General features: G+C 42.5%; 28 protein-coding genes and 1 pseudogene. 5 read left to right on the forward strand and 24 right to left on the reverse strand.

The features are described from left to right. Positions 1-34 precede the first annotated feature (34 nt). The gene (locus LRS05_RS07440) at positions 35-2665 is read left to right on the forward strand and encodes a valine--tRNA ligase (RefSeq protein ID WP_257867733.1); all 2631 of its coding nucleotides are present in this window, start codon (positions 35-37) and stop codon (positions 2663-2665) included. 66 nt (positions 2666-2731) lie between these two features. Here the strand turns inward: LRS05_RS07440 and LRS05_RS07445 are convergent, their stop codons facing one another. The 7 genes and pseudogenes from LRS05_RS07445 to rsfS all read right to left on the reverse strand — a co-directional run bounded on the left by LRS05_RS07445 (position 2732) and on the right by rsfS (position 8266). Then, a complete protein-coding gene (locus LRS05_RS07445) occupies positions 2732-3508 on the reverse strand; it encodes a superoxide dismutase (RefSeq protein WP_374707764.1) in 777 nt (258 codons plus the stop codon). Positions 3509-3517: 9 nt separating this feature from the next. Beyond that, a complete protein-coding gene (locus tag LRS05_RS07450) occupies positions 3518-3778 on the reverse strand; it encodes an acyl-CoA-binding protein (RefSeq protein ID WP_257867734.1) in 261 nt (86 codons plus the stop codon). Between the two features lie 4 nt (positions 3779-3782). After that, positions 3783-4436 carry a phosphatidylserine decarboxylase family protein gene (locus LRS05_RS07455; protein WP_257867735.1) on the reverse strand — a complete coding sequence of 218 codons (654 nt, stop codon included), beginning with the start codon at positions 4434-4436 and terminating at the stop codon, positions 3783-3785. Then, positions 4426-5234 (reverse strand): annotated as a pseudogene (locus tag LRS05_RS07460) (phosphatidate cytidylyltransferase). Before LRS05_RS07460 ends, LRS05_RS07455 begins: the two are co-directional and overlap by 11 nt. Before the next feature lies 1 nt (position 5235). Then, complete coding sequence (locus LRS05_RS07465) at positions 5236-5820, reverse strand: lactate utilization protein B/C (protein ID WP_257869249.1); 585 nt, start codon at positions 5818-5820, stop codon at positions 5236-5238. Positions 5821-5949: 129 nt separating this feature from the next. Continuing rightward, positions 5950-7881, reverse strand: coding sequence for an ATP-dependent zinc metalloprotease FtsH (gene ftsH / locus LRS05_RS07470; RefSeq protein WP_257867736.1), 1932 nt, complete (start codon positions 7879-7881; stop codon positions 5950-5952). Positions 7882-7894: 13 nt separating this feature from the next. After that, positions 7895-8266, reverse strand: a complete 372-nt coding sequence (gene rsfS / locus LRS05_RS07475; RefSeq protein WP_257867737.1) for a ribosome silencing factor — start codon at positions 8264-8266, stop codon at positions 7895-7897. Positions 8267-8358: 92 nt separating this feature from the next. On the opposite strand from rsfS, the gene LRS05_RS07480 reads away from it, so the two are divergent. Continuing rightward, a complete protein-coding gene (locus LRS05_RS07480) occupies positions 8359-9084 on the forward strand; it encodes a biotin--[acetyl-CoA-carboxylase] ligase (RefSeq protein WP_257867738.1) in 726 nt (241 codons plus the stop codon). Positions 9085-9155: 71 nt separating this feature from the next. On the opposite strand, the gene LRS05_RS07485 is transcribed toward LRS05_RS07480, so the two are convergent. From LRS05_RS07485 to pyrE, 6 genes are all read right to left on the reverse strand, one after another. Next, positions 9156-9866: a DUF4241 domain-containing protein gene (locus LRS05_RS07485; RefSeq protein ID WP_257867739.1), complete on the reverse strand. Its 711-nt coding sequence runs from the start codon at positions 9864-9866 to the stop codon at positions 9156-9158. 79 nt (positions 9867-9945) lie between these two features. Next, complete coding sequence (locus LRS05_RS07490) at positions 9946-10689, reverse strand: metallophosphoesterase (protein WP_257867740.1); 744 nt, start codon at positions 10687-10689, stop codon at positions 9946-9948. Positions 10690-10752: 63 nt separating this feature from the next. Then, positions 10753-11145: an SRPBCC family protein gene (locus tag LRS05_RS07495; RefSeq protein ID WP_257867741.1), complete on the reverse strand. Its 393-nt coding sequence runs from the start codon at positions 11143-11145 to the stop codon at positions 10753-10755. Positions 11146-11153: 8 nt separating this feature from the next. Beyond that, positions 11154-11486: a hypothetical protein gene (locus tag LRS05_RS07500; RefSeq protein WP_257867742.1), complete on the reverse strand. Its 333-nt coding sequence runs from the start codon at positions 11484-11486 to the stop codon at positions 11154-11156. 9 nt (positions 11487-11495) lie between these two features. Continuing rightward, positions 11496-11618 (reverse strand): hypothetical protein, encoded by a 123-nt coding sequence (locus LRS05_RS07505; RefSeq protein ID WP_257867743.1) that lies wholly within the window; start codon positions 11616-11618, stop codon positions 11496-11498. An 88-nt stretch (positions 11619-11706) separates the two neighbouring features. Continuing rightward, complete coding sequence (gene pyrE / locus LRS05_RS07510; RefSeq protein ID WP_257867744.1) at positions 11707-12348, reverse strand: orotate phosphoribosyltransferase; 642 nt, start codon at positions 12346-12348, stop codon at positions 11707-11709. A gap of 7 nt (positions 12349-12355) precedes the next feature. Between pyrE and LRS05_RS07515 the strand changes: the two genes are divergently transcribed. Next, positions 12356-12964, forward strand: a complete 609-nt coding sequence (locus tag LRS05_RS07515; protein WP_257867745.1) for an NUDIX hydrolase — start codon at positions 12356-12358, stop codon at positions 12962-12964. 251 nt (positions 12965-13215) lie between these two features. On the opposite strand, the gene LRS05_RS07520 is transcribed toward LRS05_RS07515, so the two are convergent. From LRS05_RS07520 to LRS05_RS07535, 4 genes are all read right to left on the reverse strand, one after another. Further along, positions 13216-13875: a hypothetical protein gene (locus LRS05_RS07520; RefSeq protein WP_257867746.1), complete on the reverse strand. Its 660-nt coding sequence runs from the start codon at positions 13873-13875 to the stop codon at positions 13216-13218. Positions 13876-13880: 5 nt separating this feature from the next. After that, on the reverse strand, positions 13881-15602 hold the full coding sequence (locus tag LRS05_RS07525) for a M14 family metallopeptidase (RefSeq protein ID WP_257867747.1): 1722 nt from the start codon (positions 15600-15602) through the stop codon (positions 13881-13883). A 5-nt stretch (positions 15603-15607) separates the two neighbouring features. Continuing rightward, positions 15608-16066: a pantetheine-phosphate adenylyltransferase gene (coaD, locus tag LRS05_RS07530; protein WP_257867748.1), complete on the reverse strand. Its 459-nt coding sequence runs from the start codon at positions 16064-16066 to the stop codon at positions 15608-15610. A 104-nt stretch (positions 16067-16170) separates the two neighbouring features. Further along, complete coding sequence (locus LRS05_RS07535) at positions 16171-17157, reverse strand: D-alanine--D-alanine ligase (RefSeq protein ID WP_257867749.1); 987 nt, start codon at positions 17155-17157, stop codon at positions 16171-16173. 94 nt (positions 17158-17251) lie between these two features. On the opposite strand from LRS05_RS07535, the gene LRS05_RS07540 reads away from it, so the two are divergent. Continuing rightward, entirely contained in the window at positions 17252-17887 is a 636-nt protein-coding gene (locus tag LRS05_RS07540; protein WP_257867750.1) for a PASTA domain-containing protein, read from the forward strand. Further along, positions 17880-18923, forward strand: coding sequence for an RluA family pseudouridine synthase (locus LRS05_RS07545; protein ID WP_257867751.1), 1044 nt, complete (start codon positions 17880-17882; stop codon positions 18921-18923). Before LRS05_RS07540 ends, LRS05_RS07545 begins: the two co-directional genes overlap by 8 nt. A gap of 204 nt (positions 18924-19127) precedes the next feature. Here LRS05_RS07545 and LRS05_RS07550 read toward each other — a convergent pair whose 3' ends face one another. The 7 genes from LRS05_RS07550 to LRS05_RS07580 form a co-directional block, all read right to left on the reverse strand. Further along, on the reverse strand, positions 19128-19658 hold the full coding sequence (locus LRS05_RS07550) for a YceI family protein (RefSeq protein ID WP_257867752.1): 531 nt from the start codon (positions 19656-19658) through the stop codon (positions 19128-19130). A 57-nt stretch (positions 19659-19715) separates the two neighbouring features. Further along, positions 19716-20435 (reverse strand): pirin family protein, encoded by a 720-nt coding sequence (locus LRS05_RS07555; protein ID WP_257869250.1) that lies wholly within the window; start codon positions 20433-20435, stop codon positions 19716-19718. Positions 20436-20811: 376 nt separating this feature from the next. Next, positions 20812-21393 (reverse strand): Crp/Fnr family transcriptional regulator, encoded by a 582-nt coding sequence (locus LRS05_RS07560; protein ID WP_257867753.1) that lies wholly within the window; start codon positions 21391-21393, stop codon positions 20812-20814. Positions 21394-21595: 202 nt separating this feature from the next. Continuing rightward, on the reverse strand, positions 21596-21961 hold the full coding sequence (locus LRS05_RS07565; RefSeq protein ID WP_257867754.1) for a VOC family protein: 366 nt from the start codon (positions 21959-21961) through the stop codon (positions 21596-21598). Positions 21962-22033: 72 nt separating this feature from the next. Then, positions 22034-22513, reverse strand: a complete 480-nt coding sequence (locus LRS05_RS07570; RefSeq protein WP_257867755.1) for a response regulator transcription factor — start codon at positions 22511-22513, stop codon at positions 22034-22036. Between the two features lie 42 nt (positions 22514-22555). Then, positions 22556-23833 (reverse strand): TlpA disulfide reductase family protein, encoded by a 1278-nt coding sequence (locus tag LRS05_RS17260; protein WP_308224966.1) that lies wholly within the window; start codon positions 23831-23833, stop codon positions 22556-22558. Between the two features lie 19 nt (positions 23834-23852). Beyond that, positions 23853-24767, reverse strand: coding sequence for an ABC transporter permease (locus LRS05_RS07580; protein ID WP_257867756.1), 915 nt, complete (start codon positions 24765-24767; stop codon positions 23853-23855). Positions 24768-24781: the final 14 nt, after the last annotated feature.

Consider the following 24781-nt stretch of genomic DNA (forward strand, 5'->3'; position numbering starts at 1 on the left):
ACCAATATTTTTCAGATACGATATATAACAAATTATGAGCATCCCTTCGCAGTTTGACGCCAAAGCAGCAGAACAGAAATGGTATGATTACTGGATGAAAAACAACTATTTTCATTCAGAACCAGACCATAGAACACCGTACACAATTGTAATACCTCCGCCAAATGTTACAGGAGTGTTGCATATGGGGCACATGCTTAATAATACCATACAGGATGTACTGATACGCCGTGCAAGGCTTAAAGGCTTTAATGCCTGCTGGGTGCCGGGTACCGACCATGCATCTATTGCCACAGAGGCTAAAGTTGTTGCCAAGCTTAAAGCTGAAGGTATTAATAAAGCTGACCTAACGCGTGAGGAATTTTTAAAGCATGCGTGGGAATGGACAGATAAATATGGTGGCGTTATCCTGGAGCAGCTAAAGAAGCTTGGCGCATCATGTGACTGGGAACGTACTAAGTTTACCATGGATGAAGATATGTCGGCATCGGTGATACGTTCTTTTGTTGATCTTTACAACAAGGGGCTTATTTACCGTGGATACCGCATGGTTAACTGGGATCCTGAAGCGAAAACAACGCTGTCTGATGAAGAAGTGAATTATGAAGAAAGGCAGGGTAAGCTATACCATTTGAAATACCAGATTGAAGGGAGCAATGACTTTGTGACCATTGCAACAACACGTCCTGAAACAATACTTGGTGATACTGCCATCTGCATTAATCCAAATGATGAGCGATACTCACATTTGAAAGGTAAAAAGGCAATAGTGCCGATCGCTAACAGAGTAATTCCTATCATATTTGATGAATATGTTGATATGGAGTTTGGTACGGGATGCCTAAAAGTAACGCCTGCTCATGATGTAAATGACAAAGAGCTTGGCGAGCGCCACAATCTTGAAATCATTGATATTTTTAATGATGATGCTACGCTGAACAGCTTTGGGATGCACTATGCAGGGAAAGACCGTTTTGTTGTTCGTGATGAAATTGCAAAGGAGCTCGAAGCTATAGGCAGCCTTGAAAAAGTGGAAAATCACGTAAATAAGGTAGGTACATCTGAGCGGACGAAAGCCGTTATTGAACCACGCCTGAGCGACCAATGGTTCCTGAAGATGGAAGAACTTGTGAAGCCTGCCATCAAGGCAGTTCTTGAAACAGAAGAGGTTAAGCTCTATCCGAAGCGCTTTGATAACACCTACCGCCACTGGATGGAAAACATTCGCGACTGGAATATTTCAAGACAATTATGGTGGGGGCAACAGATTCCGGCGTACTATTATGGTGAAGGCAAAGAGGATTTTGTTGTAGCGGAAAATATAGATGAAGCAGTGAAGCTGGCACAAGCCAAAACAGGAAATACTAATCTTGCAGCTGCTGACTTAAAGCAGGATAACGATGCGCTTGATACCTGGTTCTCTTCATGGTTATGGCCAATGGCTGTTTTTGGGGGTATACTTGAGCCTGATAATAAAGATTTCAAATATTACTATCCTACAAATGATTTGGTTACCGGTCCGGATATACTTTTCTTCTGGGTAGCCAGGATGATTATAGCCGGGTACGAATATGCAGGCGAAAAGCCGTTTACTAATGTTTACCTTACAGGCCTCGTTCGTGATAAGCAGCGCCGTAAGATGTCTAAATCACTCGGCAATTCACCTGACCCGCTTGATCTTATTGATAAGTTTGGCGCTGACGGAGTAAGGGTAGGGTTGCTCTTGAGTGCTTCTGCAGGTAACGACATTATGTTTGATGAGGAACTGTGCAATCAGGGTAAGGCATTCGCCAATAAAATATGGAATGCCTTCCGACTTATAAAAGGGTGGGAGGTAAGCGAAATTGAGCAGCCTGAAAGCAGTAAAATAGCTATTGACTGGTATGAGGCTAAACTACAGAAAACTTTGGCTGAGATTGAAGATAACTTCGAGAAATACCGTATTAGTGATGCCCTGATGGCAATTTATAAACTTGTGTGGGATGATTTCTGCTCATGGTTCCTTGAGATGATTAAACCTGGCTATCAGCAGCCGATTGACAATAAAACTTTTAATAAGGCGATTGAAATGCTTGAAGCGAACCTGAAATTACTGCACCCATTTATGCCGTTCCTTACTGAAGAGATATGGCAGTATATTGCTGGACGTACACCTGAGGAGGCGCTAATAATTGCAGAGTGGCCAAAGATTAAATCTTATGACGAAAAAATCATTACAGACTTTGACTTTGCAGCCGAAGTTATTGCAGGTATAAGAACAATACGTAAAGACAAGAATATTGCATTTAAAGAAGCAATTGACCTGAAAGTGGTAAATGCCGAAAGTGCAGCAACATCGTTTGACAGTGTGATTAAAAAGCTGGGTAATGTAGCTTTATTGGAATATGTGACTGATAAAGTTGGCGGTGCGCTTACTTTCAGGGTAAAGTCAAACGAATATTTTATACCGGTTTCGGGTTCAGTAAATGTTGAAGAAGAAATAGCCAAACTTACTGAAGAACTGAACTATACCAAGGGCTTCCTGAAATCGGTACAGGCGAAATTATCTAATGAGAAATTTGTTGGCAGTGCTCCTGAAAAGGTTGTTGCCATGGAACGCCAGAAAGAGGCAGATGCATTGGCTAAGATTGCAACGATTGAACAAAGTCTTGCAGGACTAAAATAGTATTAGGAGATATCAAATAAAAAATCCGCCTCACAGGGCGGATTTTTTGTTTGTTGGAAGCTGAAATTATTTTGCTATAGCAGCCTCATATTTTTTAGCTACTGCATCCCAATTTATCACATTGTAAAATGCATTGATATAATCAGGGCGCTTGTTTTGGTAGTTAAGGTAATATGCATGTTCCCAAACATCAAGGCCTAATATAGGCTTACCTGAAATGCCAACGTTTTTCATGAGGGGGTTGTCCTGGTTTGGTGTACTGCCTACAACAAGCTTACCTGTTTTGTCTACTACCAGCCATGCCCAGCCCGACCCGAACTGTTTTGTAGCAGCTTCCGTAAACTGTGTTTTAAATGCATCGAATGATCCAAAGTCTTTATTGATAGCCTCTGCCAATGCCCCTTTTGGCTCACCACCGGCTTTAGGAGCCATTATCTCCCAAAACAGATTATGGTTGTAGAAACCTCCGCCATTGTTGCGTACTGCTTTGTTCTCCATATCCATAGTGGCAAGCAGCTCTTCAATGGTTTTCTTTTCCATGTCGGTACCTTTCACGGCTTTGTTAAGCTCATCGGTATATTTTACATGATGTTTAGAATAATGCGTTTCCATTGTCCTGGCATCAATATTCGGATCAAGCGCATCATAAGCAAAGCCAAGCTTTACCATTTTAAAAGGGCCTTCTGCAGCCTGAACATCATCAGGATTACCCATTGCAGGTTTGGCCTCTTCTTTTTCAGGAGCAGGAACTTCAACAACTTCTTCAAGGTTATTTTTGTCTTTACATGATTGCAGCGCTGCAACCATAACCAATGCTGAAAGAACGATTTTTGCTTTTTTCATAATAGTAATTTATGTTATGGAGTTGATTGTCTCAATATACAATTTCTTAGCTTCGTCAGGCGTTAGGTGGCTTATCTGCATCCAGGCATTCATTTTAAATGCATTTCGCAAATCAAATGTCTGGAACATAGCCGGGTGCACCTGCCCCAATGTGGCCTGCTTATAATAGGCATAAATGCGCAGCATAACATCCTGGGGCAAACCGTGCCCTATGTTATTAGCTTTTTCATAAGCTTCCTGAAACAATGTATCAAGATCTTTCTCCTGCATTATATTATGCCTTTTTTGCTATCAGTGTCTTACCGCCCGTCACCTTTTGGTTGAGCTTTACTTCAACTTCAGTACCAAGAGGTAAAAATAAGTCAACACGCGACCCGAATTTAATAAACCCTGCATCTGTGCCCTGTACCACATGCATACCTTCACGTGCGTAGTTGACAATACGCCTTGCCAGTGCACCGGCTATCTGCCTGTATAATATCTCGCCAAAAACCCGATTTTCAATAACAACTGTAGTGCGTTCATTTTCTTCACTGGCTTTTGGGTGCCATGCCACAAGGTATTTACCGGGATGGTATTTACTGAATTTCACCAAACCATTTACAGCATAGCGTGTTACGTGTACGTTTATCGGAGACATGAATATTGATACCTGCAGGCGCTTTTCCTTAAAATATTCAGGCTCATATACTTCTTCAATCACTACTACTTTACCGTCAACGGGAGCAATAAGTATATGATCAGCAGCCTCAAGGTCACGGCGCGGGTTGCGGAAGAATTGAAGGATAAGTATAAGGAATACAAGTGAAAATATCTGGATAAACTTTAATAGCCAATAATTTTCAATGAATTGTTCTGACAGTAGTATTACTGCCACTGTAATGGCCAATGCTATAAAAATTATTTTGGCACCTTCTTTATGAAACATAGTTAATGATTTGATAGAACAAAAATAGGAAAGGTATCGCAAATATTATACTGTCAAGCCTGTCTAATATTCCTCCGTGGCCCGGCATGATATTTCCGCTGTCTTTCACACCGGCGCTGCGTTTAAAGCGTGATTCAATTAAATCCCCAAGTGTGCCTGCAATTACGAGTATTATTGCCGTGCATACCCACAATAGCAGTGTCATGCCAAACCAGTCAAACCGGCTTATTATATAACTAGCGATAATCGCGAAAATCAACCCGCCTGCAAAACCCTCGACTGTTTTTTTGGTGATATCCTTTCTAGTAGCTTGTGTCTGCCCATTGTTTTGCCAACAACGTAAGCAAAGGTGTCGTTTGTCCAGATTAATATGAAAATGCCAATTATTATTGAAGGTTGAAAGTTTTCGCCGGTAAACGGTAATCGTACAAGCAGCATAAATGAGAAAACCACATATCCCATAAGCTCAAGGCTGCTCATGCGTGCGCTCTTGGGTATCATTTGCTTTTTGTTGAAGAGGTCGTGAATCAATTTGCAGTTAACCGGTAGAGCAACGGCAGCAAAAGTCCATGCGAGATAGTTTTTATCGAGATTTACCACATTGCTGATAAACAACACTGCTGCAGTAACCATTGGTATTACAACACTTATTTTCACTAAGCGCGCAAATTCATACACGGCAATCAGCATAAAAATGCCGAAAAGCAAAATAAAACTTTCAGGAGAATATAATGTTGCGGTTACCAGCAACGCAATGTAAACAATGCCGGAGAGTGTCCTTACGACGCTTTCATTCATCTTAAAGGTCTTCTAGAAGCAAAAGGTAAAGGTTTTTGGCTGTGCTGCCATATTGAAGAAAGTCTTCTTCCTTTGCTTTTTCGAAATATTTTATGGTAGTGATATTGGTAGGGTAGTCTTTATCGTATTTCTTTTTAATGACGCGCAGGCCATCGCTCTTGGAGCCTAAAATCTGGCTTGTTGTGGCGTATATTACAATATTAGCCGGCAGTTCATTAGGCTTCTTCTGTTTAATCTGGTTTGACGAAAAAAGGATTGAACCTTCATCGGCAATCAGGTTTTCACAGCTTGCCAGAAGAAACTTTGGATTCGAAGGATTGTTATACGAAAGTTTGTTTTCGTCAAGCAGGCTATATAGCTTTGGCTCCATGCAAAGCACCTCGCACTCAAACCAGTCATTTTCTTCAAGAATGTTCAGAAACTGGTCATGTACTTCAGGTAGCGACTCACAGTAGATAAATTTACCGCCGTTCTTTTTGAAATTAAAAGTAAAAAGTTCATCGGCAGGCAGTTGTTGCTGCGGCAGGTACGGATTAGACTCGTTGTTCTTTTCCTCACCTGATGCATCGGTAGCACTGCCAAAAATTTTTTAAAGATACTCATACCCTCTGTCTTCCCTTGAATTTCTGCGTTGGTAACACTCAAAGATAAAAAAATCTTAATTCAAACATTACGTTGAATTAAGATTTTTATAATTATTTGAGCAATATTTTGCTTACGCTTCTGTAATTACCTCAAAATCTGATTTTTCGTGAGGGCGTTTACCAAATATATCTTCAAGGTCATCTTTAAAGATGACTTCTTTTTCAATAAGAATGTCTGCCAGTTTGTTCAGCTTATCCTTGTTCTCTTCAAGTATTGCTATGGCGCGTTGGTACTGTTGCTCAATAAGCGTTGATATTTCCTCGTCAATTATCCGGGCAGTTTCTTCGCTATACGGCTTAGAAAAACCATAATCGCTCTGGCCGGTACTGTCATAGTAAGTAATGTTGCCAAGCTTGTCATTAAGGCCATAAATGGTAACCATTGCCCTGGCTTGTTTAGTAACCTTTTCAAGGTCGCTCAACGCGCCGGTTGATATACGGTTAAATGTAACCTTCTCGGCAGCACGGCCACCCATTGTGGCACACATTTCATCGAGCATCTGGTCAGGGCGCACTATAAGCCTCTCTTCCGGTAAATACCATGCAGCGCCAAGGCTCTGCCCGCGTGGCACAATTGTCACTTTAACAAGCGGTGCAGCATGTTCAAGCATCCAGCTTATAGTAGCGTGTCCTGCCTCATGTATAGCAATGGCACGTTTTTCTTCAGCAGAAACTATCTTGTTTTTCTTCTCAAGGCCACCCACAATCCTGTCAACAGCGTCAAGGAAGTCTTGTTTATCTACAGATTGCTTGTCTTTCCTCGCGGCTATAAGCGCGGCTTCGTTACATACGTTGGCAATATCTGCCCCGCTAAAGCCCGGTGTTTGCTTGGCAAGAAAATCGGTATCAAGGTCTTCCGATTTCTTAAGCGGCTTAAGGTGTACTTCAAATATTTCTTTACGTTCCCTGATGTCCGGAAGGTCTACATATATCTGCCTGTCAAAACGTCCCGCACGCATCAGGGCCTTATCAAGCACATCGGCACGGTTGGTAGCGGCTAGTACAATAACATTTGTATTTGTGCCGAAACCATCCATTTCTGTAAGTAGCTGGTTCAGGGTATTTTCGCGCTCATCATTAGAGCCTGAAAAGTTATTTTTACCACGGGCACGGCCTACTGCATCAATCTCATCGATGAAAATGATAGCCGGAGATTTCTCCTTTGCCTGCTTAAAGAGGTCTCGCACACGCGAAGCACCCACACCTACAAACATCTCCACGAAATCAGAACCCGACAGTGAGAAGAAAGGTACTTTTGCTTCGCCTGCCACAGCTTTTGCTAGCAATGTCTTACCTGTACCCGGAGGGCCTACAAGCAATGCACCTTTAGGTATTTTACCACCTATGTTGGTATATTTCTCCGGGTTTTTCAGGAATTCAACAATTTCCTGTATCTCTTCCTTAGCGCCTTCAAGGCCGGCAACATCTTTAAATGTTACTTTGATATCGTTCTTTTCGTCAAACAACTTCGCTTTAGATTTACCTATATTGAAAATTTGCCCGCCAGGACCGCCACCGGCACCTCCCGACATCCTGCGCATCATGAAAATCCAGATACCTATTATGAGCACAAATGGCAGGAACGTCATCAAAATATTACCCCATTCACTATCAGGTTCATTAGAATAGTCAGTAAGTTTACCCTCCTGCTGTGCTTTGTCCAGTTTGCTTACAAAAAGCTCATTTTTATCGCCAATATTTACAATATAATGAGGCCCTTTGTTTTTGTTTCCTAATAGGTCTTTCTGTACATTTTTGTGTGTTTTATCAGCTAACGCGGTTTCTTTAAGGTAAACTTCGGCAGTAGAATTACCATACACAACACGTTGCACCTCACCTTTATCAAGATAAGTATAAAACTTTGCCAGTGAAGTAGGTTTAGGGTCATTCCATGTTGAACCGCCGGCAACAAAATTTATAGCAAGGAAAATGAGCAGTATACCGCCATAGATAAGCCATGGGCTTACCTTTCCTTTATTTGGTTTATTGTTATCTTTTGACATTTAATTTGCTTGATTAATAATTGTTCCCGATTGAAGTGATACGGGCGTCGCCCCAAAGGCTTTCAATATTGTAGTATTCGCGGATATGCTTTTGGAAAACATGTACTACTATGTTCACGTAATCCATTAAAACCCACTCGCCGTTTTCTGTACCTTCTACATGCCACGGCTTGTCTTTAAGCTCTTTTGAAACTATTTTTTGGATAGAATGAACAATTGCGTTCACCTGAGTATTTGAAGTACCGTTGCATATTACAAAATAGTCGCACACGGTGTTGTCTATCGCCCTTAAATCAAGAATATCTATATCATTCCCTTTTACTTCTTCAATTCCTTTGATGATGTTTGCAAGTAAATCATCGTTGCTTATATTCTTTTTCGCCATTTAAAAATTTATATTTCCACAAAGTTACATTTTTGTAGTTACTTTTGAGCCATCTGCCAAAATAAATACCACTACAAAACGCATTTATTTTCATGAATATAATCAAACTCAATGCCATTAATTCAACTAATGATTACCTTAAAGAGCTCATGGCAAAGCAGTATGTTGAAAACTTTACAATTGTAACAGCAGTACACCAGACGGCAGGCAGGGGACAAATGGGGTCTGAATGGAATGCTGAGGCTGGAAAGAACCTGACATTTAGTGTTTTAATAAAAGATTTGTTGCTGAAGCCTGAAGATATTTTTTTGCTGAATGCAGCGGTTGCAGTAAGCTGCTCAGAGGCAATTGAAAGTCATTTAGATAATATCTTTATTAAGTGGCCTAACGACATTTTGGCAGGGAATAAGAAAATTGGTGGTATACTTGTTGAAAACAGCATTAAAAGTCATGGAGAAATATATTCGGTTGCAGGTATAGGAATGAATATAAACCAAAAAGATTTTTACGGCCTGCCAAAGGCTTCATCATTATTTATTGAAACAGGCAAAGAGTATGATATTGAAGATGTAATGCTTGACATTATAGCATGCCTTAAGCGAAATGTAGCTATGCTCATAAACGGCGCAAAAAACGATATATGGCAGAAATACCACCAAAGGCTTTATAAGAAAAATGTGCCCATGCCTTTTGAAAAGGACGGGCACAGATTTATGGGTATTATCAAAGAAGTGAACCGTAACGGGAAGCTTCAGGTTCTGCTTGAAGATGACAGGATAGCGGAGTATGGGCTGAAAGAAATACAGCTGCTGTATTAATATTCAATCTCAGTCTCAGTCTCAGTGTATTGCTTATCAGACTGACTGCCAACTGAGACTGCGACTGAAAACTAGACTTCTTCGTCCTCAAACTCATCGTCTTCGCCTTCTTCAAAATCGTTGATTAGGAAATCAATAACAAGTTCTATTGTATCACCATTGTCATTCAGGCCCCAGTATGCAGGATAATAGCCATCACCCCAGCCCGAAGAAAACATAATTACGTTATTGTCAGAATCTGTGCTCGGATGATGGTCATTCCAGTCTCCAAGCGACCGCGAGAATTTATTTTTACCTGAATATTCTTCAAATTCTTTGGCAAGCACTTCATCATAATAGTTTGACTCAGGCTTATTTTCCTGAAGTAAATTCATACGCATTGTCAACTGTTGATTAGTTTCGGCATCAAGCAGTGCAGCCAGGCCAGAATCAACAGGAAACCCGAAAAACTCATCATCGCCAAGTTCGTCAAGTTCTTCAGCTGTAAGGTCTTCTGTTAAGGCAAGGATATATTTAGTGGGAGTCTCCGGCCTGAATTTTACTTTAGCATACGCTACGCGGTGATGCAGTTCATCAATTTCGGCCATGTAAATATAAACAGGGTATTTATCAGGTTCAACGCTCCGTGCAAAAGCGGGCTGGCTGTCAGTAAAAAATGGGTCTGCCGCGATTATTTTACCTGTTGGCAGGTTTAGGTCACCAACGTGTATTTCAACAAGTTCACTGCTGCTGAATTCTGCATCCAGGTCATAATGCAGTTCATATTCATTAAGGTCTTTCATGGCTGTAGGTTTAAAGGTTGAATTAAAGATACAGTTTTTTGATGGTACAGCACCTGTTTATTAATTTTTTAACCTGGGCTTAATGTTCCGGTCCGGTAATGAATCTGTCGTAGTAGTTGGTAACAAGCCGGGTGCGAATGTTGTTTTCCGTAAGAGTAATTAACCTGTAGCCAAAGTATGGCGTAATGATTTCAATATCAGTTGAGTTCTTTTTAACCTGGAATGACAGCGCAGGTGTAATATATTGCGTAATTTTACCATTAGTGCGTTTATCAGGCATATGGTAGTGTCCGCAAAAAATGGTAACATTCTGCCGGCATTGCTGCAGTAATGCAAACACCTCATCGCGGTTTTTTAGCGGATATACAGCATCCATGCCGGTTTCGAATCCAAGTACGGGGTGATGCACAAAAATCACAATTCTTTTTGATGTATTTACTTCACTTTCAAGCCAGGCCATTTGTTGTGGGCCTATACTTTCTGAAGAAGAGTTTAGCCAAATATATTTATAATACTCATCTTCTTTGCTGTGGTAAAGGCCATCGGCCTGAAATTGCCTTGAATAATATTTCTTAACTTCTTGAAAATTATCATGGTTGCCAAGTACAATCTTAAAGCCTGGTTTGTATTTCTCCAGCATTTTAAAAAAGTGCTGGTATCTTTCATCATAGCCAATGTCTCCGCCAAATATCAGCTCATCAATGCCAATGTCAATAGCATGTTTTAATGCCGCCTCCAGATTTTTGTCCGGGTTTATTCCGCGAGATAGTGCAGTCGGGTCTCCAAGGTGCGAGTCGGTAATGTGGGCAATCCGTTTTAGCATAGCCTAAAAATACAAAAAGCCTTTTAGTTGAGCTAAAAGGCTTATGTTTTTATTGTCAGGTTTTTACAACTTATGCATGTTTCCTGCTAGTGTCTCAATAAATTTGCTGATTGGGCCTTTTACCATCATGGCCATCATCGCATTGAATTCACCCTCGAATTTAAGCTGCACAGTGCTTGAGCTGTCACCCGCAGCCTGAATATCGCCCGTCAGAGTAAACGGAAGCTTATCGCTTGCAGCGCCTAAAACTACTTTATTCGGTGCCTGCCTGTCTTTCATTTTTAGTTTAATTTCAGGCATGCCTTTTAGTGCAAATATGAATGACTCTTCACCTGTCACTTCAAATTTGGAGATGTTTTCAGGCATCAGTTTCTCAAAATTCCTCACATCACTCAATGCGTCAAAGATGTATTGTGCCGGTTTGTCAACTGTAACTTTAGGGCTTTCTAGATTCATAGTATGGCTTACTTTTTACCAAAAAGTTTTTCTATTTGTTTTTTATTAAAATCTTTAGAAGAGATTTCCCTGCTTCCCGGAGATTTATCGATGGTGCTTGTGAAAGTTACAAGTTTTATGCCCATTTGCTTTGAGAATTTCAGCCATACAAACTGGTCATGTAATTCAAGTTTTATCGGTTCAGCCGGCATTTCTTCAAATCCCTTCATTATCATGTCATAAAAAGAATTATACGCGTTATCAACATCTCTAAAAAAGAATGAATGATATTTTACAATATGTGTAAATTCAGCATCCTTATATGTAAAACCATATATATCACCATCTTTGGTAATTGACATATGCGCAGGCTAGCCCATCGGTTGGATTTTTCCGATTTCTATACCGGCAGGTTTTGCTTCTTCAACTTTCTTTATTTGTGCAAATGATACTGATGCTGCCAGCATAAAAAACAAAAGTGTAATTTTTTTCATTGTGTGATTATTAATTAATGATGATGCTAAACTAACAAAATTTATTTATAACGGAAAATTTTCTTTTTATAAACATGAAAATAATTTATTAATTATCCCATTCCGCAGGATTCTTCCGCCATTCTGCAAGGGTTTGTTGTTCAGCTTCAGTGATATACTGTTTTGTCACAGCAAGTTGAAGAAGAGTGTTATAATCTCCAAGTGTATGCAGGTCAACATTGGCATTTTTAAAGTTTTCAGTAGCAACATCAAACCCGTAGGTAAATATAGCTACCATACCTTTAACATTGGCTCCGGCGGCTTTCAATGCGTCAACCGCAAGCAGGCTGCTGTTTCCGGTGCTTATAAGGTCTTCAACCACAACCACATTCTGGCCTTTTTGTAAAAAGCCTTCCACCTGGTTTTGGCGGCCGTGTTTCTTAGGCTCAGGACGCACGTAAACAAATGGAAGCCCCATATATTCAGCCACAAGCATGCCGATACCTATGGCTCCTGTGGCCACGCCGGCAATAACGTCGGGTTTGCCAAACTGTTTTTCAATATGTTTTGAAAACTCCTCACGGATGTAGTTACGTATCGGCGGGAAAGACAGCGTAACGCGGTTATCGCAGTAAATAGGCGAATTCCATCCGGAAGCCCAAGTAAAAGGATTTTTGGGATTTAATTTAATTGCGTTTATTTGTAAAAGCAATTCGGCAGTTTTTTTGGCTGTGTCTGTATTGAAAATCATACTACAAATGTATAAAGTTTTTGTAAACGATAAGCCGCTTTTTTTAACGAGCGAGGTGATGAAAGAAACCGATTTTCAGCTATTCCTGCTTGAAACGGCTGATGTTGAGCATATCATAAAAAAGATGTTCAACAACAAAATAAAAAAGGCATACCTGTACCATCCTGACGAGAAGGAAATACTCAAGAAATTAAAGGAAAAAATACCGGTTTCAAAAGCGGGCGGAGGGCTTGTTTACAACAAAGACGGCAATGTGCTTTTTATCTTTCGCAACGGGAAATGGGATCTGCCAAAGGGAGGGACCGAGAAGGGCGAGGAGATTGAAGATACTGCTATGCGTGAAGTTGAGGAAGAGACCGGCGTAAGCGGACTTAGCATTGTAAAAAAGCTGCAGAAAACATACCACATTTTTAAGCGTAATGGCGTCTACAAACTCAAGATAACGCACTGGTTTGAGATGCAAACTAATTACGATGGCAAGCTTACAGGGCAGCTTGAGGAGGGCATTGAAAAAGTGGCATGGCTTAACCCTGAAGAAATTAAAGCGGCGCTTGAAAACTCTTATGAAAATATAAAGCTATTGTTTGAAAATGAGTCTGTTACGTTAGCTAAATAGATTAAATATAAAGTTGTATTGTATTACTATGTTAAAAATTTAACTTAAGACTACAGTCATTGCAAAAATTGACTTAAATTTTCCGTTTCTGTAAGATAAGTCTTTAAATTATGTGAGGTTTGTTCTCTAGTGGGAGTGTAAACACAGTACAGGCATTAACAAAACTTTAATTTGTTAAAGCATCCGATAATCTTTATTATGTTAGAAAATAGTCTTAACTTTGCGGTATTGGTTTGGAGTATATTTTTATATTAAAATTTCCAGCGCTCAGCAGGAATGGTTATTTCACAAATAGCGTCGTAAGGTAGACTTTCATTGGTGTCTATTTTGCTCCAGTATTCTTTCCAATAATTCCACCAATTAATGTTTTTAGTTGGGATTTCAGATAGGGGAATTTGTCCTGAATGAGTATAAATTTTCATTTCGTCTGCACAAATTACAAGTCCAACTTCCCCTGCCCAAAAGCCAAGAGTGGCTGGCATACCTGATATTTCTTTTTCGATTATTTTGGTTCCAAAGATTATATCGGTTGAAGTTGCTCGCTTGACATATTCAATTATTTCGCACGGCTCAAAAGAAAAGCATTCATGATTGATGGCGAAGGGCTCTAACTTGTCTGCTTTAAAGTCTTCCATCCACTTTTTAGATAGGTAAAAATTGTCATTTTTCAGAATAGTTACAGTGTAAACATTATTGAAACGTAACGCAATCTGATTTGATGGGGCTTTATCAGGAGCTGACGCCTCAAAGTAAAGTTGCGTCCTGTTGAATTCAATTTGAAACACCTGTGGTAATGTTGCGTCCCACCAAGTCCAGAGACCGACATCAGAAATGGCGTTAGCGAGTATTGAAAGATTGTCAACATCTTTTTCCGTATTCTTTCCTAAGATTTTATTTAAAAATTTTTTCATAAGATTTATCTTACCCTCCTACACACCGGATATTCCATATGCGATTTCTCATAATAAGCCGAGTTACGGTAAATCCAGTCGAGCTGCGCATCGCCGTCTTCCGGAAAAGCTTTGTCGTCTTTTTTCTTTTGTTCGAATTTAGCTTTTAGGTTTGCGTCATCCTTCAAAAGTTTTGCTGCCGTGTCTTCAAACACATAGGCCGAAAAGTATTCTTTCTGCTGAAGGATGGCATCAAAAAAGTTCCAGTTAAAATAAGAGTCTGCCGCCTGTGGCTCTAATGTTTCCAAAAGATATTTCACGCCGGGCTGATTGGTGCTGATGACATAATCACCTTTGCGCAACTTTACTTTCTTTAAAGATTTTTCAATCTGTACATTACTGTGCGGATAATGCCCTTCGTAAGCCGACTTCGAAGTTTTATAATCAATAATACGGTAGGTTTCAACCTCCATTTCAGTATCTGCTTCTAAAGCCGACATGGCAATGCCGTTAAGCTTCAATAATTCTATGGCCTCCCACCATTGCTTCGGTACAATATAAGCCTCGGGTATGGTTACTTCAAGTGTTGGTTTGTACTCGCTATAATAGGGCACCGTTTTATTGAAAGGCTTGTTTCTGTCATAATACAGCCGTTGCTTGCCGGATACTTCACTCTGTTTATAGCCGCCCTCATAGCCAAGGAAAGGCAGTTGAGTCACTTTAGTTTTGTCGAGCTCCCATTGCAGGGTGTACTTGCTGCCCGGTTTATAGCTCGACAGGTTTTCGGCGCGAAGCTGCTTTATTTGCTTATAATTTTTGTCGATAAATGAAAGTGACTCCAGCATGTACTGGTACGTTACATCTACACGGTCTTTGTAATTTTTCAGCATGTGGGTTTCGGGCATACTACCCGGCACGCTGAACATCGAGGCATATCCTGTCGAATAGCGCGGGTAGTCCATAAACTGTTCAAAGCCTTTATCCGGCATTTCGTCGTGGATGTTTACATACGGAATGGCCTCTATACCTTTGGCTTTCATGGCAGCCAGTATCTGCGGAAGCATCTGTTCTTTGAAATACTGGCCTAATTTTCCGCCCAGTTTCTGGTGGTGCGTGGCAATATATGTAAAGGTGTACTGGTAGTCAGCGCCATTGCTTACGTGGTTGTCTATAAACACGTCTGGCTTAACGGTGTGGAAAATCTGTGCGAAACTGCGGGCATCTTTGGTGTCGCTCTTCAGGAAATCGCGGTTCAGGTCATAGTTGCGCGCGTTCCCGCGGAAGCCATAGCTCTCAGGGCCATTTTGGTTGGAACGGCTGTGTGAGTTGCGGTTCAGCATGCCTCCAATATTATACACGGGAATGTTGACGATAACCGTGTTGCCAGGGGCTTTGATCTTGCCGGTTGCCAGGTCGCGGTACAGCATCATAGTGGCATCAATACCGTCAGGTTCACCGGGGTGTATGCCATTGTTGAGCAAAAGTATCACCTTATCCTTGTGCAACTTTTCAAAGTCGAATTCTTTGGTGGGACTATAAATTACAATGTGCAGATGCTCGCCGCCGTCGGTAGGGCCCATCTCTATCATTTTGATGGTTTCAAAACCCGAGTCAAGCAGCTTGAAATAGTCAATAGTTTCCTGGTAAGTAGCGGTCTGGTTGCCGTTACCTTTCTCATATGGGGTAGTGTACATGGGTTTCTGTGCTAAAAGTGAAAAGGGCAGGAGCAGGAGCAAAAGTTGTTTCATGGCGTTTACTTTATGCGAACCGAATCAGGCACCAGTATGGTATAGTCGCCACCGTTGCGGAGTACATCACGCACAATGCTCGAGCTTATATACGATGTGCGTGCTGCCGTAAGCAGGAATACGGTCTCAATCTGTGATAGTTCACGGTTGGTATGGGCTATGGCTTTCTCAAACTCAAAGTCGGCCGGGTTGCGAAGCCCGCGGAGTATGAACTGCGCGCCAATCTTCTTGCATAGGTCTATGGTAAGCCCCTGGTAGGTTATCACTTCCACTTTAGGCTCATCTTTAAAGGCTTCCTCAATAAACCTTTTACGCTCCTCCAGCGGAAACATGTATTTCTTCTCGGCATTCACGCCAATGGCCACCACCACTTTGTCAAACAGGCCAACGCCGCGCTTTATAATGTCATAATGCCCAAGGGTAATCGGGTCAAAAGAACCGGGAAATACTGCTGTTTTTTTCATGTTAATTTGTTGATGCGGTTAGTTGGTTATTTGAAACTCACTCTGATGTGGGCTTCGACAAGCTCAGCCTGACTGAAAACTGTGACTGCGACTATGACTGAAGCTTACTTCTTCCACAAAACCTTCCGCTTCATCGCCAGCTTTATCTCGCTGTCAAATAGTTCAGACATTGGTATACCCGCGTGTGCAGCCTGCTGCGGGAAAATGCTTGCGGGCGATAATCCCGGGTTGGTATTGATCTCAATAAAATGCGGAATGCCGTCCATAACGATAAAGTCGATTCGGCTGAAACCCGTCATACCCAGTGCTTCATAGGCTTTTATGGCCGTTTCTCGTATACGGGTTTCGGTATCGGCATCCACACGGGCAGGGGTAATCTCCTCGCTCTTACCAAGGTATTTTGCTTCGTAATCAAAAAAGTCGTTGTGCGAAACTATTTCTGTCAGGCCCAAAACCGTAGTCTTCCCGTTGAGGTTAAGTACGCCAACCGATACTTCTGTGCCTTTCAGGTATGATTCTATTAGTATGTCGCTGTCTTCTGCAAAGGCAAATTCCAGCGCCTTATTAAAATCATTAATGTCATTCACTTTACTTACACCCAAACTGCTGCCACTCTGGTTGGGCTTCACCATAAAAGGCAGCCCAAGTTTTGCCACGACATCATCAGCGCTTACCGCATCGCCTTTAGAGAGGTAGATGGATTCTGCCTTCGGGATGTTGAATTTTAAAAGTACCGATAATGTATCACGCTTGTTGAATGTCAGCGCGCTCTGGTAGAAACCACAGCCGGTGTACGGAATTTCCAGCAATTCCCAGTAGGCCTGCATGTGCCCGTCTTCGCCCGGCGTGCCGTGTATGGTGTTAATGATTACATCAAACTTCACCTCACTGCCGTTTTGCTCAAAGCTGAAAGTGCCTTTGTTTAAGGGTAATTTTTCTCCATCGATGAGCACATTCCATCCTTCAGGGAGTATATGCACTTCAAACGGGGTGTATTTTGCACGGTCAAGGTTGTTTAGTATCAGCTGGCCGCTGCGTATTGATATGACAGATTCATCGCTGTATCCGCCCATTACTACTGCTATGTTCATTATTACGTGACAGGTTTACCACACAAAAATATCATTATTTGCGTTAACTTATAAAGTTTGGTATTATTTATATCTTTGCCGCAAACCTACATGTATGAGCCTTAGAAATTTTTTAACCAGCAAGGTATTTTTCAAAAACCTCGCAGCCGCCATCGGGATAATCATTGTTTGTGTTATTGCAATGCTGTACTGGCTTGATTACACCACAAACCACGGCGAAGAGATAACGGTGCCTAACCTGAGCAAAATGACCGTGGAGAAGGCTACGGAAGTGCTTGAAGATGCTGAGCTGGAACCGTTGATTCTTGATACTGTAGATTTTGTGCCCGGCTACCCGCCATACACTGTTGTACAGCAGGACCCGCTGCCGAATGACAAGGTGAAAGACGGCCGTAAGATTTATATTAAGATAAATGCAGGCGGATTCTCGACCGTTACTTTGCCCAACCTGATACAGCGTACGCTTCGTGAGGCTGAACCAACACTTAGTGCGGCTGAACTGGTTGTCGGTAAAAAAACATACAAGCCATACCTGGCGAAAGACATTGTGCTTGAAATGTGGCAGGACGGCAAAAAGCTGAAGGCCGGCGACAAGGTGATGAAATCGAGTAAGATTGACCTTGTGCTTGGCGATGGCAAAACAGGTTTTGACGACAGTGAGCTTGAAAGTGAAGGAGGAAATGTAATTGATGCCGGAACACCGCCGGCACCGGAAGATTTAAATGACTAGTACTATTATAGAACAACCCTCAGACGAGGAATTGTATGAGCACCACAGGTTTGAAGCAGGCAAAGGCCAGGCGCCGCTCCGCGTTGATAAATTCCTGATGAACCTGGTGGAAAATGCCACCCGCAACAAAATACAGAAGGCTGCCGAAAGGGGCAACATTTATGTAAATGATGTTCCTGTAAAATCAAACCATAAGGTAAAGGCCGGCGATATCGTGCGTATGCTTATGGAGCATCCGCCGTATGAGTACTTGCTTGAGCCTGAGAATATTCCCTTAGATATCGTTTTTGAAGATGACCAACTGCTTGTGGTGAACAAACCTGCGGGCATGGTGGTGCATCCCGGTCATGGCAATTATAGCGGAACGCTTGTAAATGCGCTGGCTTACCATTTTGATAACCTGCCCATGAACAGCAGCGAAAGGCCGGGGCTGGTGCACCGTATAGATAAAGATACGTCGGGGCTTTTGGTTATTGCCAAAACCGAGCATGCCATGAGCTACCTGGCCGAACAGTTTGCCCAGAAAACCAGCGAGCGTGAATACATAGCACTTGTTTGGGGAAATATTGAAGAGGAGGAAGGTACGATAGAAGGACACATAGGGCGCCACGTAAAAGACCGTATGCAGATGGCTGTATTCCCGGATGACAGCAGCGGAGCAAAACACGCCGTAACGCATTATAAAGTCTTGGAGCGTTTTGGCTACGTAACCCTTGTATCATGCAAGCTGGAAACGGGCCGCACCCACCAGATACGCGTACACATGAAGCACATAGGCCATACCCTTTTTAACGATGCCCGCTACGGTGGCGACATGATACTGAAGGGCACCACCTTTACCAAATACAAACAGTTTGTAGATAACTGCTTTAAGATATTGCCACGCCAGGCGCTGCATGCCAAGACACTTGGCTTTGAGCACCCGGTAACGAAAGAATTCCTACGCTTTGATACCGAAATGCCTCAGGATATGCAGGAATGCATTGAAAAATGGCGAGGCTACTCTAAATCACATACCCCTGAAGAGGAGGATTGATTGTTTTCCATTTCGAGCGGAGCTTGCGGAGTCGAGAAATCTCAACAGTGAATTTTGAGATTTCTCGGCTTCATTTCATTTCGCTCGAAATGGAACACTCTGGATATCTCTGTACTTCTCTATGAAGTAGCAATTTTCAGGCACAAAAAAACCTGCACAGCTTTCACCATGCAGGTTCTCACCAACCAACAATCAAACCATCAATTATTGCTTTACAAACTGCAATTCAATTGCCAGTTTTACCTCTTCGCCTACCAGTACGCCGCCGGTTTCAAGGGCTGAGTTCCAGGTAAGGCCAAAGTCTTTACGGTTCAATTTACCTGTAATGCTGAATCCGGCCTTTATGTTGCCCCACGGGTCTTTCGCTATCCCGCCAAACTCCGCATCGAGGGTTACAGGTTTCGTTACGCCGTGTACGGTAAGGTTTCCTTCCAGTTTGTATTCGCCTTCATTTTTCTTTGTGAAAGATGTCGACTCAAAAGTCAATTTCGGGAATTGCGCCGCATCAAAAAAGTCAGCGCTTTGCAGGTGGCCGTCGCGGTCGGCATTGCCGGTTGATACCGAATCGATATCGCCGCTGAAAGTGAATTTCGCATCGTCAAAGCTATCGCCGTTTGTTTGTGCCTCTGCCGTAAAATTGGCAAACTGGCCTGATACGTTAGTAAACATCATGTGCTTTACTTTAAAGCCTATTTCTGAATGTGTTGGGTCTACCGCCCATTTGGTTGTATTCATTTTATTTAAAGATTTAAAATTTGAAATATTCGTAATTCGTAATTGATAATTTGTAATTTATAAAGCCATCGGTACTTCCATCAACAGCACTTCTGCATCCTGAGAATTGGCTGTGATCTTAATTGCGTCTGTATCCCAGATTCCGAGGCCGTCACGTTCATTCAGGGCAATATTGCCTATCGTGATATCGCCCTTCAAAACAAAAGCATACACTCCGTTTCCTTTCTTCTTAAAGTTGTATTCAGTCGCAAAGCCTTCATCAAATTTACCCATGTGGAACCATGCATCCTGGTTTATCCACACGCCTTCATCATCAGCATTTGGTGAAAGCACCTGCTGCAGCTTGTTATGGCGGTCGGCTTCGTTCAGCGTGATTTGGTCGTATCTCGGAGTCACGTTTCGCTTATTCGGGAATACCCAAATTTGAAGGAACTTTGTAAGCTTGTCTTTATTCTTATTGTATTCGCTGTGCGAAATACCCGTACCCGCGCTCATAATTTGTATATCACCTTTGCGGATGACAGCGGTGTTACCCATGCTGTCTTTGTGCTCCAGGTCGCCCTCAAGTGGAATGGAGATGATTTCCATATTGTCGTGCGGGTGCGTGCCGAAGCCCATGCCTGCCGCAACAGTATCGTCATTCAATACCCTAAGTGCACCGAAGTGTACCCTTTCCGGATTTTGGTAGTTGGCAAAACTGAAGGTGTGGTAAGAATTTAGCCAACCGTGATTGGCCCGGCCGCGTGTGGCCGCTTTGTGCAAAACTGTATTTTCCATGATGTATGAATTGGTATTAGGTAAATGATTGTAACCAATGGGTTCAAGCGGTTGTATTTCGTCGATGTTGTTTTTCAGGATGTCTCCGGCAACTGATGAAGTGATCAGCATTCCCGTACCCATTAGCCCTTTTCTGATGAAATCTTTCCTGTCCATGATTAGTGTTGTTTTAATATTACACTGCAAAGTTGCGGCATATTAAAACCCTGCGCATTGAACTAGGACAAGAAAGGCGATTTACGAGTTATGATTTAAGATTTAAGATTCCACGGTTGCTACGGGAAAGATTTAATAAGGAAGATTTTGATTTAAGATTCTATAGGACATTCGATTATGAGTGAAGCTCAATCTTAGATCATAATTCTTAAATCATAAATCAGCCTTTAGTTAACTTCTTCCTTATTTTACTCAGAAACTCAGGTGAAATGCCAAGATACGAGGCTATGTAGTGCTGTGCCACCCGTTGGGGCAGTGTAGGGTATTGCTCTAGGAATTCAAGGTATCGTTCCTGTGCGGGCATGGCTATAGTGTGGAATAACCTGTTTTGTGTAGCAGAAAGATGGCGCTGAAGGAGTATGCGGAATGCCCTTTCGAATCGCGGGGCGCGGGCAAAAAGTTCTTCTTTGGTTTGGGGTGAGAAGGTAAGGAACTCGCTGTCCTCAAGCGTTTCAATAAAAACCTTACTGGGCTTATCTTCATATATGCTGAAGGAGATATCGCTTACCCAGGCATTTTCTGTGGCGAACTGCAGTATGACTTCAAAGCCATTCTCGTCTATATAGTATTTGCGTACGCAGCCTTTCACCACAAATGCTTCGAAGTTGCACATTTCACCTTCATGCAGCATGATGGTTTTCTTCGGCACAACTTTATGTTCAAGCAATGAATTAAGCACATTTAGCTCTTCTTTGCTGAAAGATACGTAGCGGCTTATATTTTCATTGATTTGCTGATACATGACTGCAAGATAAGGAAAATAAACAGTCACACTGAGCCTGTCGAAGTGGACTGTTTATTTCGGCGCTTCGACAAGCTCAGCGTGACTAGTTGCAGGGCTGTTTATTCCATTTCGACCGAAGCGCAGCGTAGCGGAGAAATCTCGAGGTTATGTCACGATTGGCATCCCCTCTGAAAGAGGGGAATGCAACTCTTCTAAAAATTTACTTCGCGTGATCCGAAGGCTCCCAAAGCTCAATTTTGTAGCCTTCCGGGTCATATATCCAGGCAAATTTGCCTATTTCGTCTTCCATGCGGTTATCGTCAACCTTTACGCCGTCAGCCTTCATGGTTTCAATCAGCTCATCCAGCCCCTCCACTCGAAGGTTTACCATAAACTGCTGGTCTGGCCTTCCGAAGTAGTCTGTTGTCTCTTTAAAGGGCGAGAAAACAGTCGGCCCTGCATCCTGCCTCCATACTTCTTTATCCATTGAAAATGTAATCCCGAAGTATTTTTCATACCATGCGCCCAGCGCTTTGTTGTCTTTTGAGCGGAAGAACAATCCGCCTATTCCTGTTACTCTTGCCATGTTATTTTTGGTTTTCATTTTGGTGCAAAGTTGCAGGTTATGCTGTGGTTCCGGCTAATACTTTAGGATGATTTACGAGATAATCCGCATCCTTTTCGCAGTCTCCACGGCCTGAGTGCGGCGTTTCACCTCAAGTTTCTCAAATATTTTTGAAGAATGCGTTTTTACTGTATTAAGCGATACAAAAAGCTTGTCCGCTATTTCGGCATTGCTCAGCCCATCGGCCATAAGTTCAAGCACCTCGAGCTCACGTGGGCTTATGCCTGTTTCTTCTAGCGCTTTTTCGTCGCGTATAAATACATTTTCGTTTACATAAACCGCCACCTCTTTCTCAACCACAATAGTCTTAGGCTTGGCAAGCTTTAGCGCCAGCCAAATACCGAGCCCGGTGAATACAGCGGCAATAGCCCCGGTAAAGATCTCAGGAGTATAAGTCGCCAGCAAAAACCGAAATTCAAGCCAACGCAGCCCTATAAGCAGCAAGGCAAGGCCAAGGCCGTATAGCAGCAGGTCTTTGTTCTTATGTAATGATGTGAGTATTAATTTCATCATTTCTCAACTTGTGGCTAAGTGCCTGTATGCTTGTGGCTAAATTTACTTATTTTCTTTCAGCCCAAGCGCCTCTCGCAGTTCTTTTTCAAACAATCGGTCTTCCGGGAAAGGCATCCTGGCATTAATAAGCTCACCCCCGGGGCCTATCAGGATAAATCTCGGAATTCCCTGTACATCATACGCCTCCTGAAACAGGTTTGCGTCATTCAGGTGTACCTGCAACACCGATTTTGACTTACCCTTTGCCTCAACAAACCAGTCATTAATGCGCCTGTCAGTGCTTGCTGCCACAAACTTCACGGGCTCATCTTTATACTTTATCGCCATTTTCTCAAAGTGCGGCGACTGTATCCGGCACGGCACGCACCAGGTAGCCCAAACATCAATCACAACATATTTGCCTTTCAGTTGCGCAAGGTTAAATGGTTGCTTATCAACGGTAATAGCATCAAACACAGGTGCAGGCTTGCCTTTTCCCAGGCTTTCTATAATGCGTGCCTTATCGGCTATCACGGCAGAGTATTTTTTATCTCTAAACGTATAGAGGTAGCGGTTCAGCAGGCTGTCACGTTCGGCTTTATCTGCCGCTTCCTCCACGCTCTTTTTAAGCTGGTAATATAGCATTTTGTCTTTATAACTACCCGGCTTCATTGCCGCGATGGCCTGCAGCGCTTTGGTATCTTCAGGTATGTCGGCCTTGTTTTCAGATATAAGCTGATACATTACATAGTCAAAATAAGAGTGGTCGCTCAACAGGCTTTCGTCATCAAGCCTTACCATTTCCTTCATTCTCTTTATGTCAGATGTTTCTTTTGTTTCCTTTCCGGGAAACATTGCTTCACGCTTTTTAAGAAAAGCTGTCCAGTAGTTCAGGAATTTTATGGTGATCACCTTTTTGTTTTTCTGTGTAAAGTCATCACCGGGAATGTAGTTATCAACAGTCTTAAACCTGCCCGACTCATTCATGGCATCATTCCAGTCATCAACAAGCTGGTCTGTAAACCTGTCGGGCAGGTCTATAAACATGTTATCCTGCAGGTAATACTCTACATAACTCCATCCCTGTATTTCTCCGGTAACCTGGTTTTCGGCCAGGCGCGTGCCGGTAAACTTTACATCGCCGGTATTGTTTTTAAACTTTATATCGGCATAAACGCTGTCTTTTGTGCCGAGTATCATTTCGAACTGCACCGAGTTATCAAGTATCATGCGGTATTTGTCAAGCGGCACATCTTTATCAATCACGTAATGGAAAGTATTACCCTTAAGCGGAATAGCAGCAACGGTCTCATCTATAAAATTGTCTTTTATGAATAGCATTTTCAACGGGACATCACTGTCAATAGTACCCGCAACAACAGTTCTGCCGTGGCGTGCCGTCTGGTTCGGGATAAGTGTGTACACCAGCAACCCGCCAAAGAGTATGACCACACCCGCCAACGCCAGCCCCCCGTTGTGCACTGCCGAAGAATGCCCACGTGAATTTCTTGTGCCTGTACCAGTTAAAGCCGATATAGAGAACAATCATAGCCAGCAGGATCGAAGCAACTTCAGAATAGGTTATGGGGTAGCCCAGCTGGCTGCCCAGCGGATATTTTGATACTTTGTCTAAAATCTGGATAGGGTACCAGTCAAAGTTAAGTCCGTTAACCGCAAGAATTCCCTGCAGCAACAGTATGGCAAAGCCTATAACGATTGACCATATAAAGCTCGGCAACAATACTGAGATGCAGTATTGCAGCGCTGTGAAGAACAATCCTGCCAGGAAGATGCGAAGTATAAGCAGTAAGAAACGGCCTGTTTCAAAATCGGCGGTGGCATTCTTAGGCAGAGCCATACCCAGCTCAACTATGCCTGCCATTGCAAAGCTTAGTGCCGTGAATGACAGTATTGCGATGAGGTTGGTCTCAAGCAATACCGTAAATTTAGAAAAATAGATGGATGATTTTTTAATGGGTTGCGTTTCCATAAGCTGCCAGCCGCCGTTACGATGATCAAGCTGTGTGATGCGGCTTGCCGTTATGATGATAAGAAGCGGGAAGAAAAAATCAGTAAAGCCGCTTAGGGGTTGTTCAATGAAGTTTTGGTAATGATTGTACGGCAGGCCTTTACCCAGTCTTTCAGTACCCTGTACCAGGGTGGCCGTCATGAACGTTACCGGTAGTAAGGCGCTTACTATAATGGCAACAAGGTAAATGCCCGTGCCTTTCTTTTTAAGATGTTCTGCCTTAAGTGCAGTGATAAAGTTTTGCATTGCGTTACTTTTGT

This window comes from Flavobacterium sp. J372, from assembly GCF_024699965.1.
Lineage (GTDB): Bacteria > Bacteroidota > Bacteroidia > Flavobacteriales > Flavobacteriaceae > Flavobacterium.

Bases quoted from the DNA above. Each gene is read 5' to 3' on its own strand.
- LRS05_RS07440 (WP_257867733.1), top strand. From the start codon at position 35: ATGAGCATCCCTTCGCAGTTTGACGCCAAAGCAGCAGAACAGAAATGG.
- LRS05_RS07445 (WP_374707764.1), bottom strand. From the start codon at position 3,508: ATGAAAAAAGCAAAAATCGTTCTTTCAGCATTGGTTATGGTTGCAGCG.
- LRS05_RS07450 (WP_257867734.1), bottom strand. From the start codon at position 3,778: ATGCAGGAGAAAGATCTTGATACATTGTTTCAGGAAGCTTATGAAAAA.
- LRS05_RS07455 (WP_257867735.1), bottom strand. From the start codon at position 4,436: ATGTTTCATAAAGAAGGTGCCAAAATAATTTTTATAGCATTGGCCATT.
- ftsH (WP_257867736.1), bottom strand. From the start codon at position 7,881: ATGTCAAAAGATAACAATAAACCAAATAAAGGAAAGGTAAGCCCATGG.
- rsfS (WP_257867737.1), bottom strand. From the start codon at position 8,266: ATGGCGAAAAAGAATATAAGCAACGATGATTTACTTGCAAACATCATC.
- LRS05_RS07480 (WP_257867738.1), top strand. From the start codon at position 8,359: ATGAATATAATCAAACTCAATGCCATTAATTCAACTAATGATTACCTT.
- LRS05_RS07485 (WP_257867739.1), bottom strand. From the start codon at position 9,866: ATGAAAGACCTTAATGAATATGAACTGCATTATGACCTGGATGCAGAA.
- LRS05_RS07490 (WP_257867740.1), bottom strand. From the start codon at position 10,689: ATGCTAAAACGGATTGCCCACATTACCGACTCGCACCTTGGAGACCCG.
- LRS05_RS07495 (WP_257867741.1), bottom strand. From the start codon at position 11,145: ATGAATCTAGAAAGCCCTAAAGTTACAGTTGACAAACCGGCACAATAC.
- LRS05_RS07500 (WP_257867742.1), bottom strand. From the start codon at position 11,486: ATGTCAATTACCAAAGATGGTGATATATATGGTTTTACATATAAGGAT.
- LRS05_RS07505 (WP_257867743.1), bottom strand. From the start codon at position 11,618: ATGAAAAAAATTACACTTTTGTTTTTTATGCTGGCAGCATCAGTATCA.
- pyrE (WP_257867744.1), bottom strand. From the start codon at position 12,348: ATGATTTTCAATACAGACACAGCCAAAAAAACTGCCGAATTGCTTTTA.
- LRS05_RS07515 (WP_257867745.1), top strand. From the start codon at position 12,356: ATGTATAAAGTTTTTGTAAACGATAAGCCGCTTTTTTTAACGAGCGAG.
- LRS05_RS07520 (WP_257867746.1), bottom strand. From the start codon at position 13,875: ATGAAAAAATTTTTAAATAAAATCTTAGGAAAGAATACGGAAAAAGAT.
- LRS05_RS07525 (WP_257867747.1), bottom strand. From the start codon at position 15,602: ATGAAACAACTTTTGCTCCTGCTCCTGCCCTTTTCACTTTTAGCACAG.
- coaD (WP_257867748.1), bottom strand. From the start codon at position 16,066: ATGAAAAAAACAGCAGTATTTCCCGGTTCTTTTGACCCGATTACCCTT.
- LRS05_RS07535 (WP_257867749.1), bottom strand. From the start codon at position 17,157: ATGAACATAGCAGTAGTAATGGGCGGATACAGCGATGAATCTGTCATA.
- LRS05_RS07540 (WP_257867750.1), top strand. From the start codon at position 17,252: ATGAGCCTTAGAAATTTTTTAACCAGCAAGGTATTTTTCAAAAACCTC.
- LRS05_RS07545 (WP_257867751.1), top strand. From the start codon at position 17,880: ATGACTAGTACTATTATAGAACAACCCTCAGACGAGGAATTGTATGAG.
- LRS05_RS07550 (WP_257867752.1), bottom strand. From the start codon at position 19,658: ATGAATACAACCAAATGGGCGGTAGACCCAACACATTCAGAAATAGGC.
- LRS05_RS07555 (WP_257869250.1), bottom strand. From the start codon at position 20,435: ATGGAAAATACAGTTTTGCACAAAGCGGCCACACGCGGCCGGGCCAAT.
- LRS05_RS07560 (WP_257867753.1), bottom strand. From the start codon at position 21,393: ATGTATCAGCAAATCAATGAAAATATAAGCCGCTACGTATCTTTCAGC.
- LRS05_RS07565 (WP_257867754.1), bottom strand. From the start codon at position 21,961: ATGGCAAGAGTAACAGGAATAGGCGGATTGTTCTTCCGCTCAAAAGAC.
- LRS05_RS07570 (WP_257867755.1), bottom strand. From the start codon at position 22,513: ATGATGAAATTAATACTCACATCATTACATAAGAACAAAGACCTGCTG.
- LRS05_RS17260 (WP_308224966.1), bottom strand. From the start codon at position 23,833: ATGCTATTCATAAAAGACAATTTTATAGATGAGACCGTTGCTGCTATT.
- LRS05_RS07580 (WP_257867756.1), bottom strand. From the start codon at position 24,767: ATGCAAAACTTTATCACTGCACTTAAGGCAGAACATCTTAAAAAGAAA.